This window comes from Brevundimonas sp. GW821-FHT10E09 (genome assembly GCF_058809375.1).
The window spans coordinates 1-23,882 of record NZ_JBXASO010000007.1 but is presented as its reverse complement, the minus strand read 5'-3'; the positions used below and the strand labels follow the sequence as shown (position 1 = coordinate 23,882).

The following is a 23,882-nucleotide window of genomic DNA, read 5'->3' as shown; positions in this document are numbered from 1 at the left end:
TCGCCTCACCCATGTCCACCACCCCTCACTCCCACTCGATCATCGAAGATTAAGTCTATTCATTTGATATCCCGCGCGGCTTTTCTCGCGCATGTGCGAGGCTGAACGTTCAGGTCGCCGTGGCGGCGGCAGGCCCCCATAGACGCCAGGGGACGCCGCCCTCGCGGACGTCAGTGTCATAAAACTGGGACCGAAATGTCGGATTCGACGCGCCCGTTCGTCTACAGAAATGGGCGTATTCGCAGGCTGGCCATGAATGGGTTGAAGCAAATTTTGCGTAAAGCGCGCAGAGCGGTCATCCGACGCGGCGTCATGGCGCAGGACGCCGACGATCTTGTCCAGGAAGCCTTCTTGCGGGTCGAGGCGTTCGGGCGGCGCGAGGGGGCGCCCGTCACCGAAGGTCGCGTCGTAGTCGCCGCGGTGAACTTGTCGATTGACGCGGCGCGGCGCCGGCGGGCCGCACCCTTCATCGACCTCGACGACGCGCCGCTGATCGCTGATGAAACGCCGGCTCCCGACGAGATTCTCCGCGCGCGGTCCAAGCTTCGTCACGCGGCCAAGGGATTGGAACGCTTGCCCGAACGTACACGCAGACTTCTGTTGGCGCGCCGGATAGAGGGACTCAGCTACGCCCAGATCGCGGAGAAGGAAGGCATGAGCGTCGCCGCGGTGGAAAAGCACGTCGCGCGCGCGACCGTCGAGCTGACGAAGTGGATGGATCAATGGTGACACCGAGTGCATCGCGCCGCGACCGCGTTCGGGCGGAGGCCGCCGTCTGGTTGACACGCATCCAGCGCGAGACCGGCGTGGAGGAAAGCCGCCAGGCCCTACAGGACTGGCTGGCGCTGGATCCCGAGCACCGGCTTGCCTTCCAGCAGGTCACCGAAACCTGGGAGTTCCTGCCCGGCGCGGCGGCGTTGATGTCGCCACAGCACTCAGCGCCTGCGCGCTCGAGTCGAGGCTCCGCCCCTCGCCGCTCGGCGGTCCGACCCGCGCTGGTCGGACTGGGGCTGGCGGCCTGCGTGCTGGCGGCGGTCGGGATCATGGTGATCAAGGGCGGGTCGGTCTATGTCACCGAAGAGGGGCAGCATCGCGCCATGACCCTGGCGGACGGCTCACGCCTGACACTCAACACCGACAGCCGCGCCAAGGTGATCTATTCGGCGACCGAGCGCCGGGTCCGCCTGGATCGCGGGGAAGCGGCGTTCGACGTCGCTCACGATCCGGCCCACCCGTTCGTCGTCGTGGCCGGGACGACGGAAATCCGTGCTCTGGGCACGGCCTTCGTGGTGCGGCGGCAGGGCGATCGAGTTTCGGTGACCCTTGTGCGCGGCAAGGTGCAAATCTCTGGCGCTGGCGCGGACGCACGTGGCGCCAAGCGGGTGTTGGCGACCCTGACCCCGGGCCAACGACTGCAGGTGGCGCCGCAGGCTCAGCCCCAGCTCGACACGCCTTCGATCGAGATGGTGACGGCCTGGGAACAAGGTGAAGTGATCTTCGAAAGCGCCACCCTGGCTGAGGCCGCCAACGAGATGAATCGCTATGGGCCCATCAAGGTCACGGTCGACGCCGATGTCTCGGGCCTGCGGATTTCCGGCGTCTTCGCCACCAACCAGGCCGCCGAGTTCGCCGCCGCCGCAGCCCAGCTCCACGGGCTCAGGGCCGTGCCTCGGGAGGATGGTCTGGACCTGCAGCGATAGGTCCGGCCGCCGCCTCCCCCCGACGCCGACGTCATGAAATCTTTATGTCGGATCGCCGCAAACACTTCGTTTCCCTTGTGAGGGTCGCGCAGGCCCTCTTCAGTTTTCAGGGGATCCAGATGCCTTTCAAACATGCCGCTTTCGCCAGCGCGGCCGTCTCGGTGATGATGGTGGCCGGAGCGGCCCAGGCCCAGGCCCAGTACGCCTTCGACCTGCCCGCCCAGTCTCTCGAGCGTTCGCTGACCGCCGTCGGCCGTCAGACCCAGGTCAATGTCGTCTTCCGCCCCGAGCAGGTCAGCGGCAAAACCGCCGAGGCCCTCAAGGGTCGCTTCACCGCCGATGCCGCACTGCGCCGTCTGCTGGCCGGGTCTGGGCTGGACGTCCGAACGACGCCGGGCGGCTCTTACCTGCTCGTCGAGGCTCCCACCCAACTCGTGCAGACCGAGAGCGCGGTGGTCGATGACGTCGTGGTCCTGGGCCGCGGCCGCACGCGCCAGATGCAGACGCTCTCGAAGGCCGAACTGGACAAGTTGGCCCCGGGCACTTCACCTCTTGCGGCGCTGAACAAGCTCCCGGGCGTCAACTTCACATCGTCCGACCCGTTCGGCGCCTATGAGTGGGCCCAACAGGTGACCATCCGCTCGTTCACCACCGACCAGATGGGCTACACTCTGGACGGCCTGCCGCTTGGCAACATGCAGTATCGCAACAACAACGGCCTGAGCATCGGCCGCGCGCTGCTGACCGAGAACAACGGCGCCACCTCGCTGTCCCAGGGCGGCGGCGCCCTGGGAACGGCCTCGACCAACAATATCGGCGGCACGATCGATTTTACCTCCATCGACCCGACCGGCGAGTTCGGCGTCGATATGGCCGGCACCTACGGTAGCGGCGGCACCTGGCGTGGGTTCACGCGGCTCAACACCGGCAGACTACCTGGAGGCGGCAGCCTCTACGCCGCCTATGCGCGCCAGGACACCAAGAAGTGGAAGGCTGCTGGCGAGCAAAACATCGAGCAGATCAATGTGAAGTTCGTCCAGCCGCTGGGCGAAGCCGTGCGCTCGACCACCTTCCTCGACTACGCCGACCGCCGCGAGGACGATTATGCGGACTTGTCCTTTGCCCTGGTCAACCGGCTGGGCTGGAACGTCGATACCATCAGCGACAACTTCCCCCTGGCCGAAGCCCTGGCCACCGCCCTGCAGACCGGCGGCGCCGTTCCCGCGCCGTATCTCAACGCCGACGACGTCTACTACAACGGCGGCGGTGTGCGGCAGGACACCCTGGTCTATGAACGGCTCGACTACGACCTGACGCCGTCGCTGTCGGGATCGACGACCGCCTACTACCACCGCGATCACGGCATCGGCACCTATGCGAGTCCCTACGACGCGACACCCGAGGCGTATGGCGGCTCGCCGGTCTCGGTTTCAGCGCTGCGGTACGATATCGACCGCGCCGGCCTGATCAGTCGCCTGAGTTATACCTTGGGTGACCACAAGCTGGATGCCGGCGTCTGGTACGAGGACAACGACTTTCACCAGGCGGCCTATCTCTATGGCCTGACCAAGGGCGTTGCTCCGACCAATTTCCAGCGCTTCTACGACAATCCCTTCCGCACGCGCTGGGACTATCAGTTCACCACCAAGACCTATCAGTTCCACGTCGGCGACACCTGGTCGGTCACCGACAATCTGAGGGTCAACGCCGGCTTCAAGGCGCTGAACGTCACCAACGAAGCCGAGACGATCACCAGCAACACGCCGATCAACGGCGTGATCAAGGCCAGGGACTACTTCCTGCCCTCGGCCGGGATCCTCTACCGCCTGGACGAGCGCAATGAGATGTTCGCCAGCTTCACGCGCAATATGGCCGCTTTCGTGGCCTCCGCATCCAGCGGCCCCTTCTCGACCACCCAGGCCGGCTTCGACTACATCCGCAGGGATCTGAAGCCCGAGAAGACCCGCACCCTGGAGGCCGGCTATCGCTATTCCCGGGATGGGCTGCTGGCCTCCGTGACCGCCTATGACGTCGCCTTCGAGAACCGCCTGCTGGCCACCTCGATCAGCGCCACGATCGTCGGCAACCAGAACGTCCTGCAGAATGTCGGCGGCGTGACCTCGCGTGGCGTGGAGACGGCGATCAGCTGGCGCTTCGCGCCGGCCTGGTCGCTGTTCGGCAGCTTCGCCTACAACGACGCCAAGTACGACGACGACGTCACGCCGCTCGGCGGCGCGACGATCGCGACGAAGGGCAAACGCGTCGTGGCCGCTCCGAAGACCGTCGGCGGCGCCGAATTGGCCTATGACAACGGTACGGTCTGGTCGAAGGTCACGGCCCACTATCAAGGCGAGCGCTTCTACACCTACCTGAACGACTCGCCGGTCAAGAGTTCGACCGTGTTCGATCTGGCGGCCGGCTACCGCGTCCCGCAGACGAGTGTGGAAGTGCTGCTGAACGTCACCAACCTGTTTGACAAGCGCTACTATTCCTCAGTCGGCACCAGCGGTTTCGTCAACGCCGACCCCACGGGCTCGTACACGACGCTGCAGCAAGGCGCCCCGCGCCAGGTGTTCGCCACCGTGCGGGTCAGTTTCTAGTCCGTATCCCTGACCAAGCCGCCGCCGAGGACGCTCCTCGGCGGCGGCGCTTTTTCGCGCAAGGCCATGATCGAGACCGCCATGAACCGCCGAAGCCTGATTTGTGGAGCGCTCGTTTCCGCCGGCGCCGCCACCGCCGCCTCCGCCTCCGCCTCCGCCCAGCTCAAGACAGTGGATTTCAAATTCGTGTTCCTCAGCGACACGCACATCCAGCCCGAGGACGGCGCAGTCGAGGGCGTGCATCGCTGCTTTGCCCAGGTGGCGGCCAGCGACGCCGATTTCGTGGTCCATGGCGGCGACCACGTGTTCGACGCCATGGAGGTAGGGCGCGCGCGCGCCGACGCCCAGATGGCGCTCTATCGCCAGTCCGAACGTCTGCTGGATAAGCCGGTTCGTCACGTCCTGGGCAACCACGACTGTTTCGGGCTGTTCGAGAAGAGCGGAGTGGACCCGTCCGAGCCCGGCTACGGCAAGCGCTACTTCATCGACCAGTTCGGGCCGACCTATTACGGCTTCAGCCACAAGGGCGTGCGGTTCCTTGTCCTGGACTCGATCGGTTTCAAGGGCCGCAACTACGAGGGCCGCATCGACGCCGAGCAGCTGGCATGGCTGCGCGGCGAGTTCGCGATACTCTCACCCTCGGATCCGGTGGTTGTCCTGACTCACATCCCGTTGGTGACCGCGCTGGAGTGCTACGAGCCCGAAGACTGGGCGGCCTCGCCCTATGACTGGACGCGGGTGATGAACGGCCGTGAGGTGATGCGACTGTTCCAGAACCACAATGTGTTGGGGGTGTTGCAGGGGCATGGTCACGTACACGAGACCGTCGAGGTCGCCGGGGTGCGCTACATCTCCAGCGGCGCGGTCGCCGGGGCGGACTGGCGCGGTAGCTTCCTGGGCACGCCGGAGGGCTATCTGGAGGTCACCATCGCCAACGGTCGTCTTGATACACGGTTCAGAACCTATGGTTTCACGCCGCCGCGCCGCCACGATGTACCGCTTTGACGCGAAGGCCGCCGCTACGGGTTCCATCTCCTCGCGACGGGTGAATGGCGCAACAGCTGCGTAATCGGGCGGTCCTGCGAAGGGGCAAGCACCGTAGAGTTCTCGGCTCAATCCGAGGCGAGATCACCGCCCTGAGCTTCAAGGCCGCCGTGTCAGGGCCCCAAGCATCGAAATCAATCAGTACGTCGTGCGTCCGCCGGACGTGTCGAACGTCGAGGCGGTGGTGAAGCTGCATTCTTCGGAGGCCATGAAACAGACCATGGCGGCGCTTTCCTCGACCTCGCCCAGGCGGCCCATCGGGATCTTGGAGCGCATGTATTCGACCTGGCTGGGCGGAAGCTGTTGCAGGATCGGGCTTTCGAAAGTGGCGGGGGTCAGGCTGTTGGCGATGACGCCCTTGTCGGCCAGTTCCTTGCCCAGCGATTTGGTGAAACCGATCACGCCGGCCTTTGAGGCGGAATAGGCGCTGGCGTTCGGATTGCCTTCCTTGCCTGCAACGGAGGCCACGTTGACGATGCGGCCATAGCCGTTGGCCAGCATGAAAGGCACGATGGCGCGCGAGCAGTAGAAGACGCCGTTCAGATTGATGTCGACGACGCGCTTCCAGCTGTCGATAGGGAACTCATGCACCGGAACCGTGGCGCCGGTGATCCCGGCCGAGGCGACCAGGATGTCGATCCGGCCCAGCGCCTGGTTGGCTTGTTCCGCCGCCGCAGCGACGGCGTCCGCGTCCGACACGTCCAGCGCCGCGACGTGGATCGCGCCGACCTCGTCTGCCGCCGCCGCCAGCGCATCGGCGTTGAGGTCCCACAGCACCACCTTGCCGCCCTCGGCGACGATGCGGGCGGCGGAGGCCTTGCCCAGGCCCGAGGCGCCGCCGGTGACCACGGCCGTGCGGCCCGCGAAACGCCCCTGAAAGATCATGGCGCCACCGTAAAAGAGGTTTTGAGTTCCGCGCGGGAATCGCCGCCGATCCAGACATCGAAGTCCGACGGATCCAAGACCCAGTCTCGCTCGCCCGCGTTCCAGTAACGAAGCTCTGCCTGGGTCAGATTGAAACGCACCTGCCGGCTTTCGCCCGGCCGAAGCGTCACCCGCTCGAAACCCTTCAACTCCCTCACCGGACGAGCAGCCCGGCCGGAGCGTTGGTGGATATAGAGTTGCACGACCTCGTCGCCGGCGCGGGCGCCGGTATTGGTCACCGTCGCCGTGACGACGACCGGTTCGCCGAGCCGCACGGCCGCACGGTCCACCGCGATATCCGTGAAGGCGAAGTCGGTGTAGCTGAGCCCATAGCCGAATGGGTAGAGCGGCGTCGAAGGCTGGTCCCAGTAGCGTGCACCTTGATCGGCCGGCGCCTTGGTCGCGTTATGGCTGTAGTAGATCGGGATCTGCCCCACGCTGCGGGGCCAGGTCATCGGCAGTTTGCCGCCCGGATTGATGTCGCCGAACAGGGCCTTGGCGACGGCCGTCCCGCCCTCGGAACCCGGATGCCAAGCCTCCAGGATTCCCGGCACCTGTTCCGCAAGCGGCGCGATGTCGAGCGGGCGGCCATTCAGCAGAACAGCGACCATCGGCTTGTTAAGCGCCTTGACGGCATCGACCAGGCGAAGCTGATCTCCCGGCAGGGACAGCGAAGTACGCGACGCCCCCTCTCCGCTCATCTGCTCGATTTCGCCCAGCGCCAGGACGACGAGATCGGCGCCTCGCGCCGCCTCGACGGCTCGCTCGAACTCAACCTCCGCCTGAGCTTCGGTCCAGGCCGGCGGCGCGGGTCGAAACATCTCGAACATGGACGGCGTGCCGCGGCGAAGCTGGACGCCCGGCGCCGTCGTAACCTGGGCGCTTTCGCCAAGTCTTCTACGTATGCCCTCGGCGACAGTTACTGTCTCCTCGAGTTTCGGCACGAACACCCACGAGCCAAGCGTATCCTGGGCTGAATCCGCCAGAGGACCGATGACTGCAACTCGTCGATATGCTGTCGCCGAAAGCGGCAGGGCGCCACCGGCGTTCTGCAGCAACACCAGCGAACGCTCCGCCGCAGCGAGGGCGGCCTGGCGGTGTTCCGGCGCGCTCAAGACGGCTTCGGTCGCCCCCTCATCCACATAAGGGTTTTCGAACAGACCCATGCGAATCTTGGCGACCAAGACGCGGCGAACCGCGTCGTCCAAGACCGCCTCCTTCAAACGTCCCGAACGGACAGCTTGCGGAAGAGTGGCGTTGGCGGCCTCTGCGGTCGCCATCTCGAGGTCGTTTCCGGCTGATAGCCCCCTGACTGCGGCGTCCGCCTCATCAATTGCGAAGCCTTGCGGGACGAGGCTTTTGACCCCGTTTGCGTCGCTGACGACAAAGCCTTCGAACCCTAGCTGTTTGCGTAAGACATCCGTCAGCAGCCAGTGATTGGCGGCGGCCGGGATGTCGTTAAGCTCCATATAGGCGCTCATGATATTGCCGGCGCCCGCTTCGATGGCGGCTGCGAACGGCGGCAGATAGACATTGTAGAACTGGCTGTCCGAGACGAATGCGCTGTCGTAATCCCGACCGCCTTCGGATGCGCCATAGACGGCGAAATGCTTCGGTCCCGCGATGATGTGGCCCGGAGCCCCGATATGTTCGCCTTGGAACCCCTTCACGGCCGCGCGAGCGAGGGCGGCGCCGAGATAGGGATCCTCGCCCGGCCCTTCGACGATACGGCCCCATCGCGGATCGCGGGTGATGTCGAGCATCGGAGCGAATGTCCAATGAATGCCGCTGGCCCGCGCCTCGGCCGCCGCGATGGCCTGCCCCTGCTCGACGGATGCGGGGTCCCAGGACGCCGCCATGCCAATCGGCACAGGGAAGATCGTCCGCAATCCGTGAATGACATCGAAGCCGAACAATAGGGGGATGCCGAGTCGACTTTCTTCGACCGCCACCTTCTGCAGGCGATTGATCAGGGCGGGATCGGTGACGAACAGCAACGCCCCCGTGGCGCCGGACCGCACACCCGGCTCGAATGGGGTCGGATCGCCGAACAGGAAGAGCTGACTGACCTGACCGGCCTTTTCTTCCAATGTCATGCGCGCGATCAGTGCATTCGCTCGAGCGAGCACGTCCGCCGGAACGGCCTGGGCCTGCACCGCAGCGGGCGAAACCTGAGAGGCCCACGACAAGTTGGGGGCGGCGATCGAAGCGACCAGAAGCGCGGTTATGGACGCGGTAAGCAGCCGGGATTTCATGAGTGCGTTCTCGTTTTCGCTTTGCGGAGAAAAGGACCGGCGCATCACTGGACGCGCCGGTCAGTCGCTCAGAAGGACGCCTTGCGACGTCGGCTCGGACGAACGCTCAGAGAAAGAGTGTCTGGGTCGTCTGATTTGGTGGGTCCGGGGCGACGACGGCCCCGGACGAGACGAACGGAGATCAGAAGGCCTTGCGCACCCCGATCGAGAAGACACGGCCCAGCGTGGCGCCGTTCGCATAACCGGTCGCGCTGTTGAAGTAGGGCGGATCCTCGTCGAAGACGTTGTCGAGGTTCAGGGTCAGGGCGGTGTTTTGCATCCAGCCTTCGCCAGGCAACTCATAGCGCGCGAACAGATTGACCAGGGTGTAAGCATCAACCTCGGACTGCCCAACCACGCCGGTCACGTCATAGCCCGCTCGATGGTTGACGATCGCATCGACCGTGACCGGACCGGAACGCCATCCCAGCGTGCCAACCAGAGAATACCGACTGGTCGAGTTGTCCAACTCATTGACGGTCGGTGCGCCTGGGACAGCTTGACTGTCACGATTGAGCGTATAGGTGCCCGCCAGTCCTGCGCTGACCGTGCCGAGCGGCAGCGTCCAGTCATAGCCGATGTCGAAGTCGATCCCATCAACCTTTAGTGAGCCGAGATTGTTGCGGCGGGCATCGATCAGCGCATAGGGCGTCGCGCCGCCGCCCGTGTAGAGGCTGGTGATGCTCGGCGCATTCTCCACCCGCTGTCCCGCCGTGGCCGCCTCGGCCTGGGCCTGGGTCGGATTCAACGTGAAGAAGGACGCATAGGACGGATTGGCGAAATAGGAGGCGCCATTGAAGAAGGGGGCAAGCCCGATAGCGTCGGTGAACTCCACATTGAAGTAGGTCAGATTGACCCTGAGCCCATCCAGGGCGCCGACAGGGTTCCAATCTGCGCCGAACGACCAGGTGGTGGCTTCTTCCGGTTTCAGGTTCGGATTGCCGCCGGCCAGGAGAATGGTCGGCCGGAACAGGTCCGACGCCGGGCTGCCGCCGGCGCGGAACGGACTGACGCCCAGAACCTGAGCCCGCGTGTCCACCGATGAGCCGAGGTCCGATAGACTGGGCGCGTGGAAGGACGTGCCCCAGTTCCCGCGTATGCGCAGTTCGGAAACCGGTCGCCAGTTGAAGCCGACCTTAGGATTGATGGTGTCTCCGACGTCGCTGTAGACATCCATGCGCATCGAGGCGTTGACGTCGATCGATCCGATCCCGCTGTCCTGCCCTTTGAGCGGCACGAAGATCTCGCCGAACAGGGAAGTGACGTCACGGTTTGAGCTGCTGGAGGCGCCGATGGGGTTTCCGATCGTGCCCTGGCCCTGCGTCTGGTCGAGTTTCTCCTCATAATATTCGGCGCCGAGCGCCAGGCGAGCCTGCCCTGCCGCCGTCGAGAAGATGTTGCCGTCCGCGACGGTCCTGACCGAACGGATTTCCTGCGTGGCGTCGCCGTACAGCTCGTAGTTCAGGATGCTGTCCAGAACCGTCGAATTGGTCGTGCCGACATCATAGGGGTTCAACGCCGTCGCCGCCGTCGTGCCGGCCAGGGCCGCCGCCTGGGCCGTCGTGTTGATCTGGCGCGTGTGCACCGTGTTGGTGCTGCGACCATAGTTCCCGGTCGCTCGAATCTGCCAACCGCCATCGAACTTGTAGGTCAGGGTCGGTGTGACGCCCATCGAGCTGAAGTTGCTCGGGTTTTCCAGCGCATCGCCTGTGACGGCGGAATAGTTGAAGGCGACCGTCTGCGAAGTTTCGGCGCCGATCGGCCGGAAATAGGGGTTGGCGGAGGTGATCGTTCCCGTGCCGCGAACGCCGGTGCCGTCCGTCGGCGACTGACCTTTCCGCACGGTGTCGCGTTCCGAATAATAGCCCGTGACGTCGAAGCTGAGGTCTTCGGTCAGTTGCTGGCTCAGGGCTGCATAGACACTCTGACGCTCTTCCTCAGGATAGAAGTCGATCGCCTTGTTCTCGTCGCAGCGATTGACGCCCACGGTGCGGGTATCCATCCGATAGGTGACGCCGCCCGTCGTGATATTGCCGGGCGTGCAGCTTTGCGAACGGAAGTCCGACCCGCCGGCCGCCAGATGATCCTGGGCGAACCAGTCACGATCTGCGCCTGCGATGGCGTCATGCTGGGCATAGGCGTAGGCGATCAAGGCCGAGCCACTGCCCCAGTCCTTCCCGGCCATGGCGCTGAAGTCGGTCGTCGTATAGTCGTCGCCCATGCCGTATTTGGCGGTCAGTTCGACGCCGTCGTAACGTTTGCGGGTGATGAAGTTGATCACGCCGCCGATGGCGTCGGACCCGTAGATGGACGAGCCGCCGTCAGGGATCACCTCGACGCGCTCCAGCACGGACGGAGGAATGGCGGAAGGATCAGGCGACGTCTGCAGAATTCCGGCGCCGACCATGCGGTTGCCGTTCAAAAGGATCAGGGTCGTGGACCCGCCCGACGCGCCGAGGCTGCGGATATTCGGGCGAGTGATGGGCTCGGCTATCGTCGAGGATCCCTGCGGCACGCCGCCGAAGGCGTTGGTCACCTGCGGGACACGCGCCAAAAGGTCCGCCGACGAAGTGACGCCCGTGGAGACGATATCCTCGCTGGTGACGCCGACCACATTCGTTCCCGTAGGCGCGACGCCCCGCAACAGCGTGCCTGTGACGACGATCTCATCCAGTTCGGCGGCGTTGTCGTCCGTCTGCATCGCGTCGGGCGCTGAAACGGAGGCGTCTTGGGCAAGCGCATGCCCGGCGCCGCCGAAACTCGCGGCGACGAAGGCGACGCTGCACAGCAGCCGCGCGACTTCCTTGGTGGCTTTCATCTTGTCTCTCCCTGACCCGACCGTCTTCTGTGGACCGGTCTGGGCGTGTTGTTTTGCAATTGGCGCGAGCGACGAGCCGCGTCGATGCGCCGAAATCGGCGCCAGTATAAGAAATGTCCTCCCGCGAGAGCTGCCCCCTCGTCCCATTTTGTGATCAAACGTTCCGATATTTAGGGAAAAACGTCAAGAGGTCGCATTTACCCCCTGAACTTTTCCAATTGTGACCGATTGACGGGACGGTTTTCCACCTGTTGGTATATCGTCATTCCAACAATAAAACGCGCCGAATTGCGACGCTGCTGGGAGGCATGCACATGAGACGGTCCCTTCGATCGCTGGCGCTCTGTGGAGCGACCGGTCTGATGCTGGCTGCATGCGCCCATGCCGACGCCGAACAGCCTCGTCTCACCATGCTCCAGGCGTCGCCAAACGCACCATCGGATCTGAAGATCGAATCCGCACCGTCTCTGCTCGGCGCAGATGTCCTCCGGCCACGCTTCCAGTGGCTGGCGCCGCAAGCCACGAGGACACATCAGACCCATTACCGACTTCAGGTGGCGACCTCTGAAGCCAGCCTATCGGACGGCGATCTGATCTGGGACAGCGGCGACGTGGCGTCCGGCGACCAAACCCAGATCGTCTATGAAGGCCCTGCGCTAGCATCACGTGGGCGCTACGTTTGGCGGGTCCAGACCCGCGACGCCGAAGGCCGGCCCTCCGATTGGAGCTCGCCCGCCGTTTGGGAAATGGGATTGCTGCAGCCCGACGATTGGCAGGCGCACTGGATTTCCACCGATTCCTCCGTCGAGCACGTCTGGTCTGACGCGACGACGGAGTGGCGCTTTACGCCGACTGGAGGCGACATCGACTTCCTGTTCCGGGCCAGCCCTGTCGGCAAGAGCTTTGGGGAAGCCTATGTCTGGCGGCTTGGAATCTCCGAAGGTCAACCGATCTTGACGGCGCTTTCGCGGACCTATGACGCCCAGTCCCAACCCCTGGTGAAGGAAACGGTGCTGAAGACCGTGCCCCTGCCCTTTACGCTGACACAATGGACCGCGGGCCCGCATACGCTGACGGTAGAGGCCAAGGGGGCGCGCATCGTCACGCGCCTTGATGACGTCGTCATCGACACGCTCGAGAACACCGATCACCGCCAGGGAACGGCCGGAATTTTTCAGGCCGGCCCCGCCACGTTCGGGCAATCGGCGCCTGCACCCGACGCCATCGTCCTGCATGAACTCACCGTCACCCCGGCGAACGGCTCCGTCACGCGCGCAGCCTTCTCGGGCAATGACAACCCGCTCAGCGGCGGCACGATCGAGGCCGACGGCCTGCACATCGCCAACGCGAGGGGCGTCGATATCGTCTTCCCTCAGACTGAGCCGGCCGCCCTGCTGCGTCGCCTGTTCATCATAGAGGGGGACGTCGTCGAGGCCCGCCTCTATGTCGCCGCCGGCGGCTTTCCTCGCATCGACATCAACGGCAAGACGATCAACGAAGCCGTCGGCGACGGTTTCACGGCCTATGATCGTCGCGTCCTTTATCGGACGCTGGATGTAACCGATCATATCCGTCGCGGAGACAACGTCATTGGTCTGGAGCTAGGTCGCGGCTGGTATGACCTGGTCGAACCCAACGAATGGTATTGGCACGAGGCGCCGTGGCGCAATCGCCCCACCGCGCGACTTCAGCTGGAAGTCACCCTGGCCGATGGCAGCCGACAGATCGTCACGACCGACGACCAATGGCGGACCCACCCGGGGCCGACCCGGCATGACTCCATCTATGCGGGCGAACGTTATGACGCCCGCCTGCTGCCCCGTGGGTGGTCGCAGCCCGGATTTGACGACCGTGATTGGACGACCGCTCGTCTCGTCCATGGTCCGGCAGGCCGCCTGGACGCTGCAGAACAACAGCCGATCGCGGTGGTCGGCACGCGCCGCGCCGTCAGCCTGAAGCAGGTCCGTCCAGGCGTGTGGATCTACGATTTCGGCAGCATCTTCGCCGGCCGCCTTCATCTTAAGGTCAATGGACCATCCGGGCAGACCATCTCCATGATCCAGCACGAGAAGCTCCGTCCCGACGGAACGGTCCTGTCCGCGAGCGGACTGGTGGATACGCAGCTTCAGACCGATCAGTACACCCTGGCCGGCGACGGTCCGGAAGACTGGACGCCGCGTTTCGGTTATCGCGGCTTCCGTTATGTGGAAGTCCGGGGCTTCCCAGGCACGCCGACGCTGGACAGCCTGACCGGCGAAGTCATGCACTCCGACGTAGCCTCGATCGGAAGCTTCGAAAGCTCGAACCCCCTGTTGAACCAGATTCAGGCGGCGGCCCGCGCCACCATCCTGAACAATATGCACGGCTTCCAGACCGATACGCCGACGTTCGAGAAGAATGGCTGGACGGGCGACGCCCAGGCGTCAGCTCTGGCCTCTGCTTTGAACTTCGACGTCAGCCGCGTCTGGACCAAGTGGATGGGTGATTTCCGAGACGCCCAGGCGCCCAGTGGCGAAATCCCCGAGATCGTGCCGTCGACGCCCCAGTACGGTTACGAGGGCACGCCCGGGTGGAACATGGTCAACGGCCCCACACCTTCTTGGGACGCCGCCACCTTCATACTGCCCGACGACCTGTATCAGTTGACGGGTGACACGCGCCTCCTGGCCGAGATGTACGACACCCAGAAGAGACTGGTGGACTACACCGCGTCCTGGTTCACGCCGGACGATTTCCATTACCGTCAACTGGCCAACACCTTCCTCGGCGAATACGCCAATCCTCGCCCACCGATCACGCCTGAAATGATCGCCGCCTTCATGGCCGGAAATCGCGCCGGAGGCCCGCCGCCTCAGCCGGGGCCCGGCGACGTCGATAGTGTCGCGACCGCCTATCTCTTCCACATGACCCAGCTGCTGGCCAAGAACGCGGCCTTGCTGGGCAAACAGGCGGATGCGCGAGCCTATGCCGCCCGTGCAGATGCGATCCGCGCAGCCTACAATCGCACCTACTGGGACGCCGGCCGCGAGGTTTATCGCGTTCCGGCGAAGTCGGGCGATGCGCCAGCCTTCGTACAATATCAGAACATCCTGCCTGTAGCATTCGGCCTCGTTCCTGACGGTCTGGCGAACGCCGTGCTTCAAAAGGTCAATGACGACATCGTGGCCCACGACTACCACCTGTCCAGCATGGGTGTTTTCTCGGGCCGCTATGCGTTGACGCTGCTCAGTGATGCGGGCCACGTCGATACCGTCTACCGCGTCGCAACTCAGACCACCGAACCCAGCTGGGGGTTCTGGTTGGCCAACGACATTCATACCATGCTCGAGGGCTGGTCTCTGGATAGTCGATCCTACGACCATCACTACTGGGGCTTGGTCTCCAGTTGGTTTTATCAAAGCCTTGCCGGCATCCGGCCTGGCGCGCCGGGCTACCGGACCATCGTGATACGTCCGGAGGCGCCGCAGGGTCTCGACCACGTCTCCGCCCATCTCGACACGGTCAGGGGACGCATTTCGTCGGAGTGGCGCCGGGTCGGTGATCGTCTGATATTGGACGTGGGCATCCCCGCAGGAGCTTCGGCTGAAATCTGGTGCCCGGGCGAAGTCGCTCAGATCCCGAAGAACGCCCAACTCGTCCGCCAAGAAGAAAAGCGCTGGGTCTATTCCGTAAACGGCGGCAACCATCGATTTGACTGTGCTGCACCGGCAAGCGGGCCGAGTCGTCTCTAAGCCCCGCCGATCCCGGTCGGCGGGGCCTTCTTCAGCTGACGCTTCGAGCAACCTTCGCCTTTCGGAAGAAGGCGAAGGTTCAGAGGGCCAGCATATCCCGGCTGATCCCCGCCACGGACTTCGCCCCCGTCAACGTCATGGCCACCCGCATCTCCTTCTCGAACAGGTCCAGCAGGTTGGCGACGCCGGCCTCGCCGCCCGCCGCCAGCGCATAGACGAAGGCTCGTCCCAGCATCACGGCGTCGGCCCCAAGGGCGATGGCGCGGACGACGTCCAGACCGTTGCGAACGCCGGAATCGATCAGGATGCGGATATCGCCTTTCACCGCTTCGGCGATCGCAGGCAAGGCCCGCGCCGATGACAGGACGCCGTCCAGTTGGCGGCCGCCGTGGTTCGACACCACAATGCCGTCAGCGCCGAAGCTGACGGCGTCGCGGGCGTCCTGAGCATCCAGCACGCCCTTGATGATCATCGGCCCGTCCCAGAAGTCCCGGATCCACTGGAGATCCTTCCAGGATATCGAGGGATCGAAATTCTGGCCCAGCCAGCCGATGTAGTCCGCCAGACCCGTGGGCTTGCCCAGATAGGCCGAGACATTTCCCAGATCGTGCGGCATGCCGCGCACCCCCACGTCCCAGGCCCAGGCGGGATGGGTCATGGCCTGGATCATGCGGCGTATCTCGGCATGAGGGCCGCTCATGCCCGAATGGGCGTCGCGATAGCGGGCGCCGGGGGTCGGCATATCGACGGTGAAGACCAGGGTCTTCACCCCCGCAGCCCTGGCCCGCTCCAGCGCATTCTTCATGAAGCCCCGGTCGCGCAGGACATAGAGCTGGAACCACATCGGCCGGTCGATGGCCGGCGCCACCTCCTCAATGGGGCAGACCGAAACAGTGGACAGGGTGAAGGGCACGCCGCGCGAGGCCGCCGCCTTGGCCGCCTGCACCTCGCCGCGCCGGGCGTACATGCCGGTCAGGCCGACTGGCGCCAGGATGATCGGTAGCCGCAGGGTCTCGTCGAACAGCCGTGTTTCCAGGCTGAGGCTGGTCATGTCCTGTAGGACGCGCTGGCGCAGAGCGATGGCCTGCCAGTCCTCGACGTTGCGGCCCAGCGTCTGTTCGGCGTAGGCGCCGCCGTCGATATAATGAAACAGGAAGGGCGGCAGCTTGCGCCGCGCCGCCTCGCGATAGTCGCCGGGCGAGGAAATGATCACCGTGACGCCCTACTGGAAGTTGGCGAAGGCGCCGCCGTCGACCAGCAGGGCCGCGCCGGACATATAGGCCGCCATGTCCGACGCCAGGAAGGCGACGACCGAGGCGATGTCCTCGGGCTTGCCCAGGCGTCCCAGGGGAATGCGGCTTTCCATATATTCGCGCTTCCTAGGATCGGCGAGATCGTCCTTGTTGATGTCGGTGGCGATGGTGCCGGGCAGGACCGAGTTGCAGCGAATGCCGTGACGCCCCAGGGCGACGGCGCAGGACTGCATCAGGCTGTGAACCCCCGCCTTGGTCGGGGTGTAGTGGGTCTGCATCTCGCCGCCGACCAGGGCCGAGATCGAGCTGATGGCGACGATGGCGCCGCCCTCCCCCTGTTTCACCATCTGGTTGGCCGCCGCCTGGGTCATGAAATAGGCCCCATGGAGATTGACCTCCATCGTGCGCTGCAGCGTCTCGACCGGCATGTCGAGGAAGGCGTGGAAGGGGCAGATGCCGGCGTTTGAGACGAAGACATCCACACGCCCGAACGCCTCGACGGCCGTGTTCACGAAGGTGGTCGCGCTGTCCGGCAGGGCCACGTCCGCATCGACCACGATGGCTTGGCGGCCCAGGGCTTCGATTTCCGCGACCACCTCGGCGGCGACCGCGTCGTCGCGGAAGGTGTTGAGGGCGACATTCGCGCCCTGGCGCGCGGCCTCTACCGCCGTCGCCCGTCCGATACCCCGCGATGCCCCCGTGATCAGGACGACCTTGTTCTCAAGCAGCATGTGGGCTCCGGCGTTCTACGATGTTCAGGGTTTAGGCTGCCAGCCGAGGTCGGCGCTGATGGCGTTGGCGGCGGCGGTGACTGTCTTGGTCAGCTCCGCCATGCGGGCGTCCGACATATACTGCGCGGCCGAAGAGACACTGAGCGCGGCGACGATATGGCCGTCCACCGAGCGGATCGGCGCGGCGACGCAGCGGATCTGGTCCTCGTTCTCTTCCAGGTCGAAAGCGTAGCCCTTCTGGGCATAGGCGTGCATCCGCTCCAGCCAGACGGCGCGGGCCGACGAATCATAGGGCGCGCCCTCAGGCGCATAGAAGTCGATCCATTCCGGCTCGGACTTGTCGAGAATCAGGGCCTTGCCCAAACCGGTCGAGGCGATCGGGTGCCGCTCTCCCAGGCGGGAGCCGATATTGATCCGGCGCCGGCCGGCGACCTTGTCGAGATAAAGGGCATGGCGGCCATCGAGGACGCCGAGATGGACCGTGTCATCGGTTTGGGCGGACAGTTGCTCCAGCCATGGACGGGCGACGCGGGGCAGATGCATCTGCTGGCTGGCGGCGTGGCCCAGTTCCAGCAGTTTCGGGCCCAGGCTATAGCCTTCGCGGGGGCGGAACGAGAGCAGGCGACGATCGACCAGGGCGGAGGCCAGGCGGTGCGTGGTGCTGCGGGTCAGGTCCAGTTTTTCTGACAACTCAGCCAGAGGCAGAGAGCCGTCCATCAGGGCGTCGATCACGTCCAGGCCGCGCAGCAGCGTCTGACTGCCGGACGCTTTGGTCCCGACCTCATCTTCCCCATCGACATGCACGGTCTTGATTGACGTCACTCGTCCCATTTCGTAATCCTCATTCTCAGAATGTAGCAAAACACGCAAGCTCGTCCGCGGAACGGGATCGAGTTTGACGCGCCGCACGGAGAAAAGCCAGTGAAATCCCGCATGATGGGAGCAAATCACCAGACGCCGGTGATGCCTCAATGAGCCGCCTTCCAAAGATCAAGCATGTTCGCGCCTTCGTCGTGAAGAATGACGGCGCAGGCGGCGGCGCCGACTATCATGACCAGGGCGATGGCCACTGGATCGACGACCATATCGCCACGCCAATGGCGAAATATCCCGAATACCGTCAGAGCCGCCGCAGCTTCGGCATCAATGTGCTGGGCACCTTGGTCGTTGAGATCGAGGCCGAGAACGGCGTCGTCGGCTTCGCGGTGACGACCGGGGGCGAGCCCGCCGCCTATATTGTCGAGAAGCACCTGGCTCGTTTCCTGGAAGGTCGAGACCCGACCGAGGTCGAGAAGATCTGGGATCAGATGTATTTCTCGACCCAGTACTATGGCCGCAAAGGGCTGGTCGTGAACGCCATCTCGGGCGTCGATCTGGCCCTGTGGGATTTGCTGGGCCGCCTGCGTCAGGAGCCGGTCTTCGCCATGCTGGGCGGCGCCGTGCGTGACGAGCTGACCTTCTACGCCACCGGCGCGCGTCCGGACAAAGCCAAGGAACTGGGTTTCATCGGCGGCAAGATGCCGCTGCACCACGGCCCGGCCGAGGGCGAGGAAGGCCTGCACAAGAACCTGGCCGAGCTTGAGGCCATGCGGAACGCCTGCGGCGACGACTTCTGGCTGATGTTCGACTGCTGGATGGCGCTGGACCTGAACTACGCCACCCGCCTGGCCCACGAGGCGCACAAACTGGGTCTGAAGTGGATCGAGGAGGCGCTCAGCCCCGACGACTACTGGGGCTATCAGACGCTGAAAAAGAACGCGCCCAAGGGGATGCTGGTCACGACTGGCGAGCACGAGGCCACCCGCTGGGGCTTCCGCATGCTGCTGGAAATGGAATGCTGCGACATCATCCAGCCGGACGTCGGCTGGTGCGGCGGCGTGACCGAACTGATCAAGATTTCCGCCATGGCCGACGCCAAGGGCGTGCTGATGATCCCGCACGGATCCAGCGTCTATTCCTACCACTTCGTGGTCACGCGCCATAACAGCCCGTTCGCCGAGTTCCTGATGATGGCGCCCGGAGCCGACAAGGTCGTGCCCATGTTCCATCCCCAGCTGATCGGCGAGCCGACGCCGGTGAACGGCCGCCTGAAAGTGCCCGACACGCCAGGGTTCGGCGTCGAGCTGAACCGCGACATCGCCCTTCATCGCCCCTATGTGCGCTAAGACGAAAGCCCCTTATGAAACTGCTGCGTTATGGTCCCAAGGGCGACGAGAAACCCGGCACGCTGGACGCCGAGGGCCGCATTCGTGATCTGTCGGGCGTCGTCGCCGACATCACCCCGGAACAGCTGTACGGACCGGCGCTCGCGGCCTTGAAAGCCATCGATCCGACCAGTCTTCCCCTCGTCGAGGGCCAGCCCCGCTATGGCGTGCCCGTCAAGGGCAGCCGCAAGTTCATCGCCATCGGCCTGAACTTCGCCGACCACGCCGCCGAATCCAACCTGCCCATCCCGGCCGAACCCGTCGTCTTCACCAAGGCCATCACCTGCCTGAACGGACCGAACGACGACGTGATCATTCCGCGCGGTTCGGAAAAGACCGACTGGGAGGTCGAACTGGGCATCGTGATCGGCAAGCCCGCCACCTACGTCACCCAGGATGAGGCGCTGGATCACGTCGCCGGCTATGTGCTGATCAACGACGTGTCTGAGCGCGCCTTCCAGACCGAGCGGGGCGGCACCTGGGACAAGGGCAAGGGATGCGACACCTTCGGTCCCGTCGGTCCCTGGATCGTCACCACCGACGAAGTGGGCGATGTTCAGGACCTGGACATGTGGCTGGACCTGAACGGCCAACGCATGCAGACCGGCAACACCAAAACCATGATCTTCGGCGTCGCCGAGATCGTCTCCTATCTTTCGGAGTTCATGACGCTGGAGCCGGGCGACCTGATCACCACCGGCACTCCTCCGGGCGTCGGCCTGGGCCAGAAACCGCCGCTCTACTTGAAACCGGGCGATACGGTTCGCCTGGGCATCCAGAAGCTCGGTGAACAGGGCCAGACCTTCGTGGAGTGGAAGCGATGAGCGCCTATCAGGGGCGTTTCGCGGGCCGCACGGCCGTGGTCACCGGCGGCGCCTCGGGCCTGGGCAAGGCGTCGGCCGCCCGCATCGTCGCCGAGGGCGGCAAGGTGGTGCTGTGGGACCTCAACGCCGATGCGCTGGCGGCGGCGGCGAACGAGGTCGGCGCGATCCACGTCGCGGCGCTGGACGTGTCGGACGCGGACGCCGTCGCTGCGGCGGCGGAACAAGCCAACAAGGCGCTGGGCCGGATCGACATCCTGGTCGCCTCGGCCGGGATCACCGGCGCCACGGTTCCGGTGCATGAGTTCCCGATCGACAGCTGGAAGCGCGTCGTCGACATCAATCTGAACGGCGTCTTCTACTGCTCGCGCGCCATCGTGCCCTTCATGCTGGCCAACGGCTATGGCCGCATCGTCAACGTGGCCTCCGTCGCAGGCAAGGAAGGCAATCCTAACGCCAGCGCCTATTCCGCCTCCAAGGCCGGCGTGATCGGTTTCACCAAGTCGCTGGGCAAGGAACTGGCCGACAAGGGCGTCATCGCCAACAGCCTGACCCCCGCCACTTTCGAAAGCCCGATCCTGCAACAGCTTCCGCCCAGCCAGGTCGAATACATGCGCTCCAAGATCCCGATGGGTCGCCTGGGCGAGGTCGAGGAAAGCGCCGCCATGGTCTGTTTCATGGCCTCCGAAGAATGCAGCTTCACCACCGCCTCGACGTTCGACACGTCCGGCGGACGCACGACGTACTAGGCCGCGCGGATGGCTTCGGATCTTCGCATCGTCGACAGCCACGTCCACCTGTGGGACCTGTCGCGTGCGCGCTATGGCTGGATTCAGGACGATCCCCTGCCGAACAATCCGGCGGGGGACATGTCGCCCATCGCGCACAAGGACTACCTGCTGGACGACTATCTGGCCGATACGGCGGGCTGGTGCGTGGACAAGATCGTCCACGTCGAGGCCGGCCAGCCTAGGGGCCGGCAACTGGCCGAGACCGACTGGCTTCAGTCCCTCGCCGATGACCGAGGCTGGCCGCACGCCATCGTCGCCGGCGCCGACCTGCTCGATCCCGACCTCGACGCCCTGCTGGAGGCCCATGCCGCGCGTCCGAACGTGCGCGGCGTGCGCCAGATCGTCTGCTGGCACGAGGATCCGCTGAAGACCTATACCGACCGCGACCTGCTGCGCGATCCGCAATGGGTCGCGGGCTTCGCCAAACTGGCCCGCCACGGCCTGTCGTTCGACCTGCAGCTCTATCCGTCGCAGATGGCGACCGCCGCCATCATCGCCGCGCGCCACCCCGACATCCCGATGATCGTCAACCACGCCGGCCTGCCGACGGATCGCAACGACGTCGGCATGGAGCGCTGGCGGATCGGTCTGCGTCTGCTGGCCGCCCAGCCCCAGGTCTCGATCAAGATCTCGGGCCTGGGCATCACCGACCGCGCCTGGACGCCCGAAACCATCCGTCCGACCGTGCTGGAGTGCATCGACATCTTCGGGACCGGGCGGGCCATGTTCGCCTCGGACTTCCCGGTCGAGAGCGTCCACGGAAGCTTCGAAGCCTTCTATTCCGCCTTCGACGCGATCACGGCCGACTTCTCGGCCGACGAGCGCGACCACCTGTTCGCCGCCAACGCCGAGGCGATCTACCGCATCTAGCCCCACTCCGCCGAAGCCGCAGCAAGACGGCCAGGCCCCCGAGGAAATCCAGGAGAGTATCCCATGGTCATCGAGACCGACGCCGCCCACACGCCCGGAGGCCTTGCCAAACCCGTCGGCGACCTGAAGGGTCCGCTGGCCTTCGCCATCGCCTGCTTCCTGATCTGGGGCCTGGCCTATGGTCTGCTGGACGTGCTGAACAAGCATTTCCAGGAGACGCTGAGCATCAGCCAGGCCGACAGCGCCTGGCTGCAGATCGCCTATTTCGGGGCCTATCTTCTGCTGTCGATCCCGGCGGGCATGTTGCTGCACGCGCGCGGCTACAAGTTCGGCATCGTGTCGGGCCTGGCGGTCACCGCCATCGGCGCCCTGCTGTTCATCCCGGCGGCGGGCGCGGGCGCCTTCCTGCCCTTCGTCGGCTCGATGTTCGTTCTCGCCGCCGGCCTGTGCATCCTTGAAACCAGCGCCGACACCTACGTCAACGTCCTGGGAGATCCGGCCAAGGCCTCGCAGCGGCTGAACCTGGCCCAGTCGTTCAACGCCCTGGGCGTCTTCTTCGGCCCGCTGATCGGCGGCGCGGTCTTCTTCAGCCCGACGACGACCCAGGCTCTGGGCGGCGCGACCCGCTCGATTCAGATCGTCTACGGCCTGATCGCCGTCGGCGTGGTCCTTTTCGCCATCGCCGTCTGGCGCGCCCGCCTGCCGGAGACCGGCCTGTCGGACCACGGCGGCGCGGCGGAAGGCGACGCCCCCGCCCTGCCCCTTTCGAAGCAGCCGCACTTCATCGCCGGCGTGATCACCCAGGCCCTCTATATCGGCGCCCAGGTCGGCATCGGCGCCTATTTCATCAATCTGGTGACCCACAACTGGCAGGGTCTGACGTCGCAGCAAGGCGCCTTCATGCTGTCGCTCGCGGCCATCGGCTATCTGGTCGGTCGCTTCTTCGCCACCGCCCTGCTGCTGAAGATCAAGCCCCGTGTCCTGCTGACCACCTACGGCTTGATCAATGTGGTCCTGACCCTGATCGTCGCCGCCGGCATCGACAAGGTGTCGCCCATCGCCCTTCTGGCCGTCTTCTTCTTCATGTCCACCATGTTCGCCACCATCTTCGCCCTGGGCACGACCGGCCTCGGCGCCGGCACCAAGAAGGCGTCTTCCCTGATGGTCATGGCCATCGGCGGCGGCGTCCTGCTGCCCTGGCCCATGGGCAAGATCGCCGATCTCTATGGCGCCAACGTCGCCTTCCTGCTGCCCGCCGTCTGCTTCGCGGTGGTGGCTTGGTACGGTTGGAAGGGCGCAACGCTTGGGGTCCGTTCACGCGCTTGATCGTCTGCTCTGCTCTGACCTTGGCTCCTGTCGCCACTAAGACACCCTTCATGGCCCTGAGCCAGAAGGATCCGACTGCACTGAGCGCCACTACTACGGACGGCGGTCGGAACAAACTAACAGGCAGTCAAAGTGGGAATCCATTGACAACGCAGAAGTCTCTGCCTGCCAAAAGACGGATCTCCAACAAGGCTTAGCCAACACCGCCATCCGCCTCACCCGTACATCTGCCACCGCACGGCTACAGGATCGCCCGGTCCAAACCCAACTGCTAACGTCGGCCCCTCATCAACGAGCGCCCTCGCCAGAGGCCCTATTCGCATGCCGCCCCATCACTCCCACTCGATTATTCGGGTATAGGTTATCCATCTGTTTTCACTGGATAAAAAATATTTTCATCAAAAAAATACCGTCACGGAAACTGGCAAAAAGCTACGCTTCTGATTTTTCAGGATAAATCCAGCGTTGTCCGCGACATGCACATTTCGAGATGTATCGTTTTCTATCGGACAGAAAATGAGATCAATCCAACCGATTCATGCACCTGAAGCTTGGCTAGAAAATACCGTCACGGCCTGAAAACACAACGCGTATCTCGGTGACCAAGCTTTAGGAACAATGGCCCTACTGGGGTCGTGATGGCGACACTCGCGAATCCTTATCCAGGCCACTCTGCCTCCGCGGAAGACGTCTTTCTCCTAGGCTCAGGACCCATTGATGTGATGTGCTCGATCTGATTCAGGCTCTGTAAGGAGACTGGATATGAGCGACCTCT

Annotated in this window: 16 protein-coding genes; 10 read left to right on the top strand and 6 right to left on the bottom strand. The window is 64.5% G+C overall.

The window, feature by feature from the left end; translation table 11 throughout:
* Positions 1 to 195: 195 nt before the first annotated feature.
* The 4 genes from AC1RSI_RS08105 (at position 196) to AC1RSI_RS08090 (ending at position 5,305) form a co-directional block, all read left to right on the top strand.
* Positions 196 to 729 carry an RNA polymerase sigma factor gene (locus AC1RSI_RS08105; protein ID WP_447941566.1) on the top strand — a complete coding sequence of 178 codons (534 nt, stop codon included), beginning with the start codon at positions 196 to 198 and terminating at the stop codon, positions 727 to 729.
* Positions 723 to 1,700 carry a FecR family protein gene (locus AC1RSI_RS08100; protein ID WP_035305158.1) on the top strand — a complete coding sequence of 326 codons (978 nt, stop codon included), beginning with the start codon at positions 723 to 725 and terminating at the stop codon, positions 1,698 to 1,700. Before AC1RSI_RS08105 ends, AC1RSI_RS08100 begins: the two co-directional genes overlap by 7 nt.
* 119 nt (positions 1,701 to 1,819) lie before the next feature.
* Positions 1,820 to 4,300, top strand: coding sequence for a TonB-dependent receptor (locus AC1RSI_RS08095; protein WP_447941567.1), 2,481 nt, complete (start codon positions 1,820 to 1,822; stop codon positions 4,298 to 4,300).
* A gap of 66 nt (positions 4,301 to 4,366) precedes the next feature.
* Positions 4,367 to 5,305 (top strand): metallophosphoesterase family protein, encoded by a 939-nt coding sequence (locus AC1RSI_RS08090; protein WP_447941568.1) that lies wholly within the window; start codon positions 4,367 to 4,369, stop codon positions 5,303 to 5,305.
* A 177-nt stretch (positions 5,306 to 5,482) separates the two neighbouring features.
* Here the strand turns inward: AC1RSI_RS08090 and AC1RSI_RS08085 are convergent, their stop codons facing one another.
* From AC1RSI_RS08085 to AC1RSI_RS08075, 3 genes are all read right to left on the bottom strand, one after another.
* A complete protein-coding gene (locus AC1RSI_RS08085; protein ID WP_008262770.1) occupies positions 5,483 to 6,229 on the bottom strand; it encodes an SDR family NAD(P)-dependent oxidoreductase in 747 nt (248 codons plus the stop codon).
* Complete coding sequence (bglX, locus tag AC1RSI_RS08080) at positions 6,226 to 8,568, bottom strand: beta-glucosidase BglX (protein WP_447941569.1); 2,343 nt, start codon at positions 8,566 to 8,568, stop codon at positions 6,226 to 6,228. The genes AC1RSI_RS08085 and bglX overlap by 4 nt, the downstream gene beginning before the upstream one ends.
* Before the next feature lie 136 nt (positions 8,569 to 8,704).
* Positions 8,705 to 11,380 (bottom strand): TonB-dependent receptor plug domain-containing protein, encoded by a 2,676-nt coding sequence (locus AC1RSI_RS08075; protein ID WP_447941570.1) that lies wholly within the window; start codon positions 11,378 to 11,380, stop codon positions 8,705 to 8,707.
* A gap of 314 nt (positions 11,381 to 11,694) precedes the next feature.
* Between AC1RSI_RS08075 and AC1RSI_RS08070 the strand changes: the two genes are divergently transcribed.
* Positions 11,695 to 15,111 carry a family 78 glycoside hydrolase catalytic domain gene (locus AC1RSI_RS08070; protein ID WP_447941571.1) on the top strand — a complete coding sequence of 1,139 codons (3,417 nt, stop codon included), beginning with the start codon at positions 11,695 to 11,697 and terminating at the stop codon, positions 15,109 to 15,111.
* 79 nt (positions 15,112 to 15,190) lie between these two features.
* Here AC1RSI_RS08070 and lldD read toward each other — a convergent pair whose 3' ends face one another.
* Genes lldD through AC1RSI_RS08055 form a run of 3 tightly spaced genes read right to left on the bottom strand, consistent with a single transcriptional unit; the run spans position 15,191 to position 17,926 of the window.
* Positions 15,191 to 16,324 carry an FMN-dependent L-lactate dehydrogenase LldD gene (gene lldD / locus AC1RSI_RS08065; protein WP_291751358.1) on the bottom strand — a complete coding sequence of 378 codons (1,134 nt, stop codon included), beginning with the start codon at positions 16,322 to 16,324 and terminating at the stop codon, positions 15,191 to 15,193.
* A gap of 9 nt (positions 16,325 to 16,333) precedes the next feature.
* Complete coding sequence (lra1, locus tag AC1RSI_RS08060) at positions 16,334 to 17,095, bottom strand: L-rhamnose 1-dehydrogenase Lra1 (protein WP_291751360.1); 762 nt, start codon at positions 17,093 to 17,095, stop codon at positions 16,334 to 16,336.
* Positions 17,096 to 17,119: 24 nt separating this feature from the next.
* A complete protein-coding gene (locus tag AC1RSI_RS08055; protein WP_291751363.1) occupies positions 17,120 to 17,926 on the bottom strand; it encodes an IclR family transcriptional regulator in 807 nt (268 codons plus the stop codon).
* 140 nt (positions 17,927 to 18,066) lie between these two features.
* On the opposite strand from AC1RSI_RS08055, the gene rhmD reads away from it, so the two are divergent.
* The 5 genes from rhmD to AC1RSI_RS08030 all read left to right on the top strand — a co-directional run bounded on the left by rhmD (position 18,067) and on the right by AC1RSI_RS08030 (position 23,107).
* Positions 18,067 to 19,260: an L-rhamnonate dehydratase gene (rhmD, locus tag AC1RSI_RS08050; protein WP_447941572.1), complete on the top strand. Its 1,194-nt coding sequence runs from the start codon at positions 18,067 to 18,069 to the stop codon at positions 19,258 to 19,260.
* A 14-nt stretch (positions 19,261 to 19,274) separates the two neighbouring features.
* Positions 19,275 to 20,123: a fumarylacetoacetate hydrolase family protein gene (locus AC1RSI_RS08045; RefSeq protein WP_008261529.1), complete on the top strand. Its 849-nt coding sequence runs from the start codon at positions 19,275 to 19,277 to the stop codon at positions 20,121 to 20,123.
* Complete coding sequence (locus AC1RSI_RS08040) at positions 20,120 to 20,869, top strand: SDR family NAD(P)-dependent oxidoreductase (protein ID WP_447941573.1); 750 nt, start codon at positions 20,120 to 20,122, stop codon at positions 20,867 to 20,869. Before AC1RSI_RS08045 ends, AC1RSI_RS08040 begins: the two co-directional genes overlap by 4 nt.
* 9 nt (positions 20,870 to 20,878) lie before the next feature.
* Entirely contained in the window at positions 20,879 to 21,781 is a 903-nt protein-coding gene (locus AC1RSI_RS08035; protein WP_447941574.1) for an amidohydrolase family protein, read from the top strand.
* A gap of 63 nt (positions 21,782 to 21,844) precedes the next feature.
* A complete protein-coding gene (locus AC1RSI_RS08030) occupies positions 21,845 to 23,107 on the top strand; it encodes a sugar MFS transporter (RefSeq protein ID WP_008263407.1) in 1,263 nt (420 codons plus the stop codon).
* Positions 23,108 to 23,882: the final 775 nt, after the last annotated feature.

Coding starts and splice junctions, on each gene's coding strand:
- bglX (WP_447941569.1), bottom strand. CDS start 8,568: ATGCGCCGGTCCTTTTCTCCGCAAAGCGAAAACGAGAACGCACTCATG.
- AC1RSI_RS08100 (WP_035305158.1), top strand. CDS start 723: ATGGTGACACCGAGTGCATCGCGCCGCGACCGCGTTCGGGCGGAGGCC.
- AC1RSI_RS08035 (WP_447941574.1), top strand. CDS start 20,879: ATGGCTTCGGATCTTCGCATCGTCGACAGCCACGTCCACCTGTGGGAC.
- AC1RSI_RS08045 (WP_008261529.1), top strand. CDS start 19,275: ATGAAACTGCTGCGTTATGGTCCCAAGGGCGACGAGAAACCCGGCACG.
- lra1 (WP_291751360.1), bottom strand. CDS start 17,095: ATGCTGCTTGAGAACAAGGTCGTCCTGATCACGGGGGCATCGCGGGGT.
- AC1RSI_RS08030 (WP_008263407.1), top strand. CDS start 21,845: ATGGTCATCGAGACCGACGCCGCCCACACGCCCGGAGGCCTTGCCAAA.
- rhmD (WP_447941572.1), top strand. CDS start 18,067: ATGAGCCGCCTTCCAAAGATCAAGCATGTTCGCGCCTTCGTCGTGAAG.
- AC1RSI_RS08085 (WP_008262770.1), bottom strand. CDS start 6,229: ATGATCTTTCAGGGGCGTTTCGCGGGCCGCACGGCCGTGGTCACCGGC.
- AC1RSI_RS08040 (WP_447941573.1), top strand. CDS start 20,120: ATGAGCGCCTATCAGGGGCGTTTCGCGGGCCGCACGGCCGTGGTCACC.
- AC1RSI_RS08055 (WP_291751363.1), bottom strand. CDS start 17,926: ATGGGACGAGTGACGTCAATCAAGACCGTGCATGTCGATGGGGAAGAT.
- AC1RSI_RS08090 (WP_447941568.1), top strand. CDS start 4,367: ATGATCGAGACCGCCATGAACCGCCGAAGCCTGATTTGTGGAGCGCTC.
- AC1RSI_RS08070 (WP_447941571.1), top strand. CDS start 11,695: ATGAGACGGTCCCTTCGATCGCTGGCGCTCTGTGGAGCGACCGGTCTG.
- AC1RSI_RS08095 (WP_447941567.1), top strand. CDS start 1,820: ATGCCTTTCAAACATGCCGCTTTCGCCAGCGCGGCCGTCTCGGTGATG.
- AC1RSI_RS08075 (WP_447941570.1), bottom strand. CDS start 11,380: ATGAAAGCCACCAAGGAAGTCGCGCGGCTGCTGTGCAGCGTCGCCTTC.
- AC1RSI_RS08105 (WP_447941566.1), top strand. CDS start 196: ATGTCGGATTCGACGCGCCCGTTCGTCTACAGAAATGGGCGTATTCGC.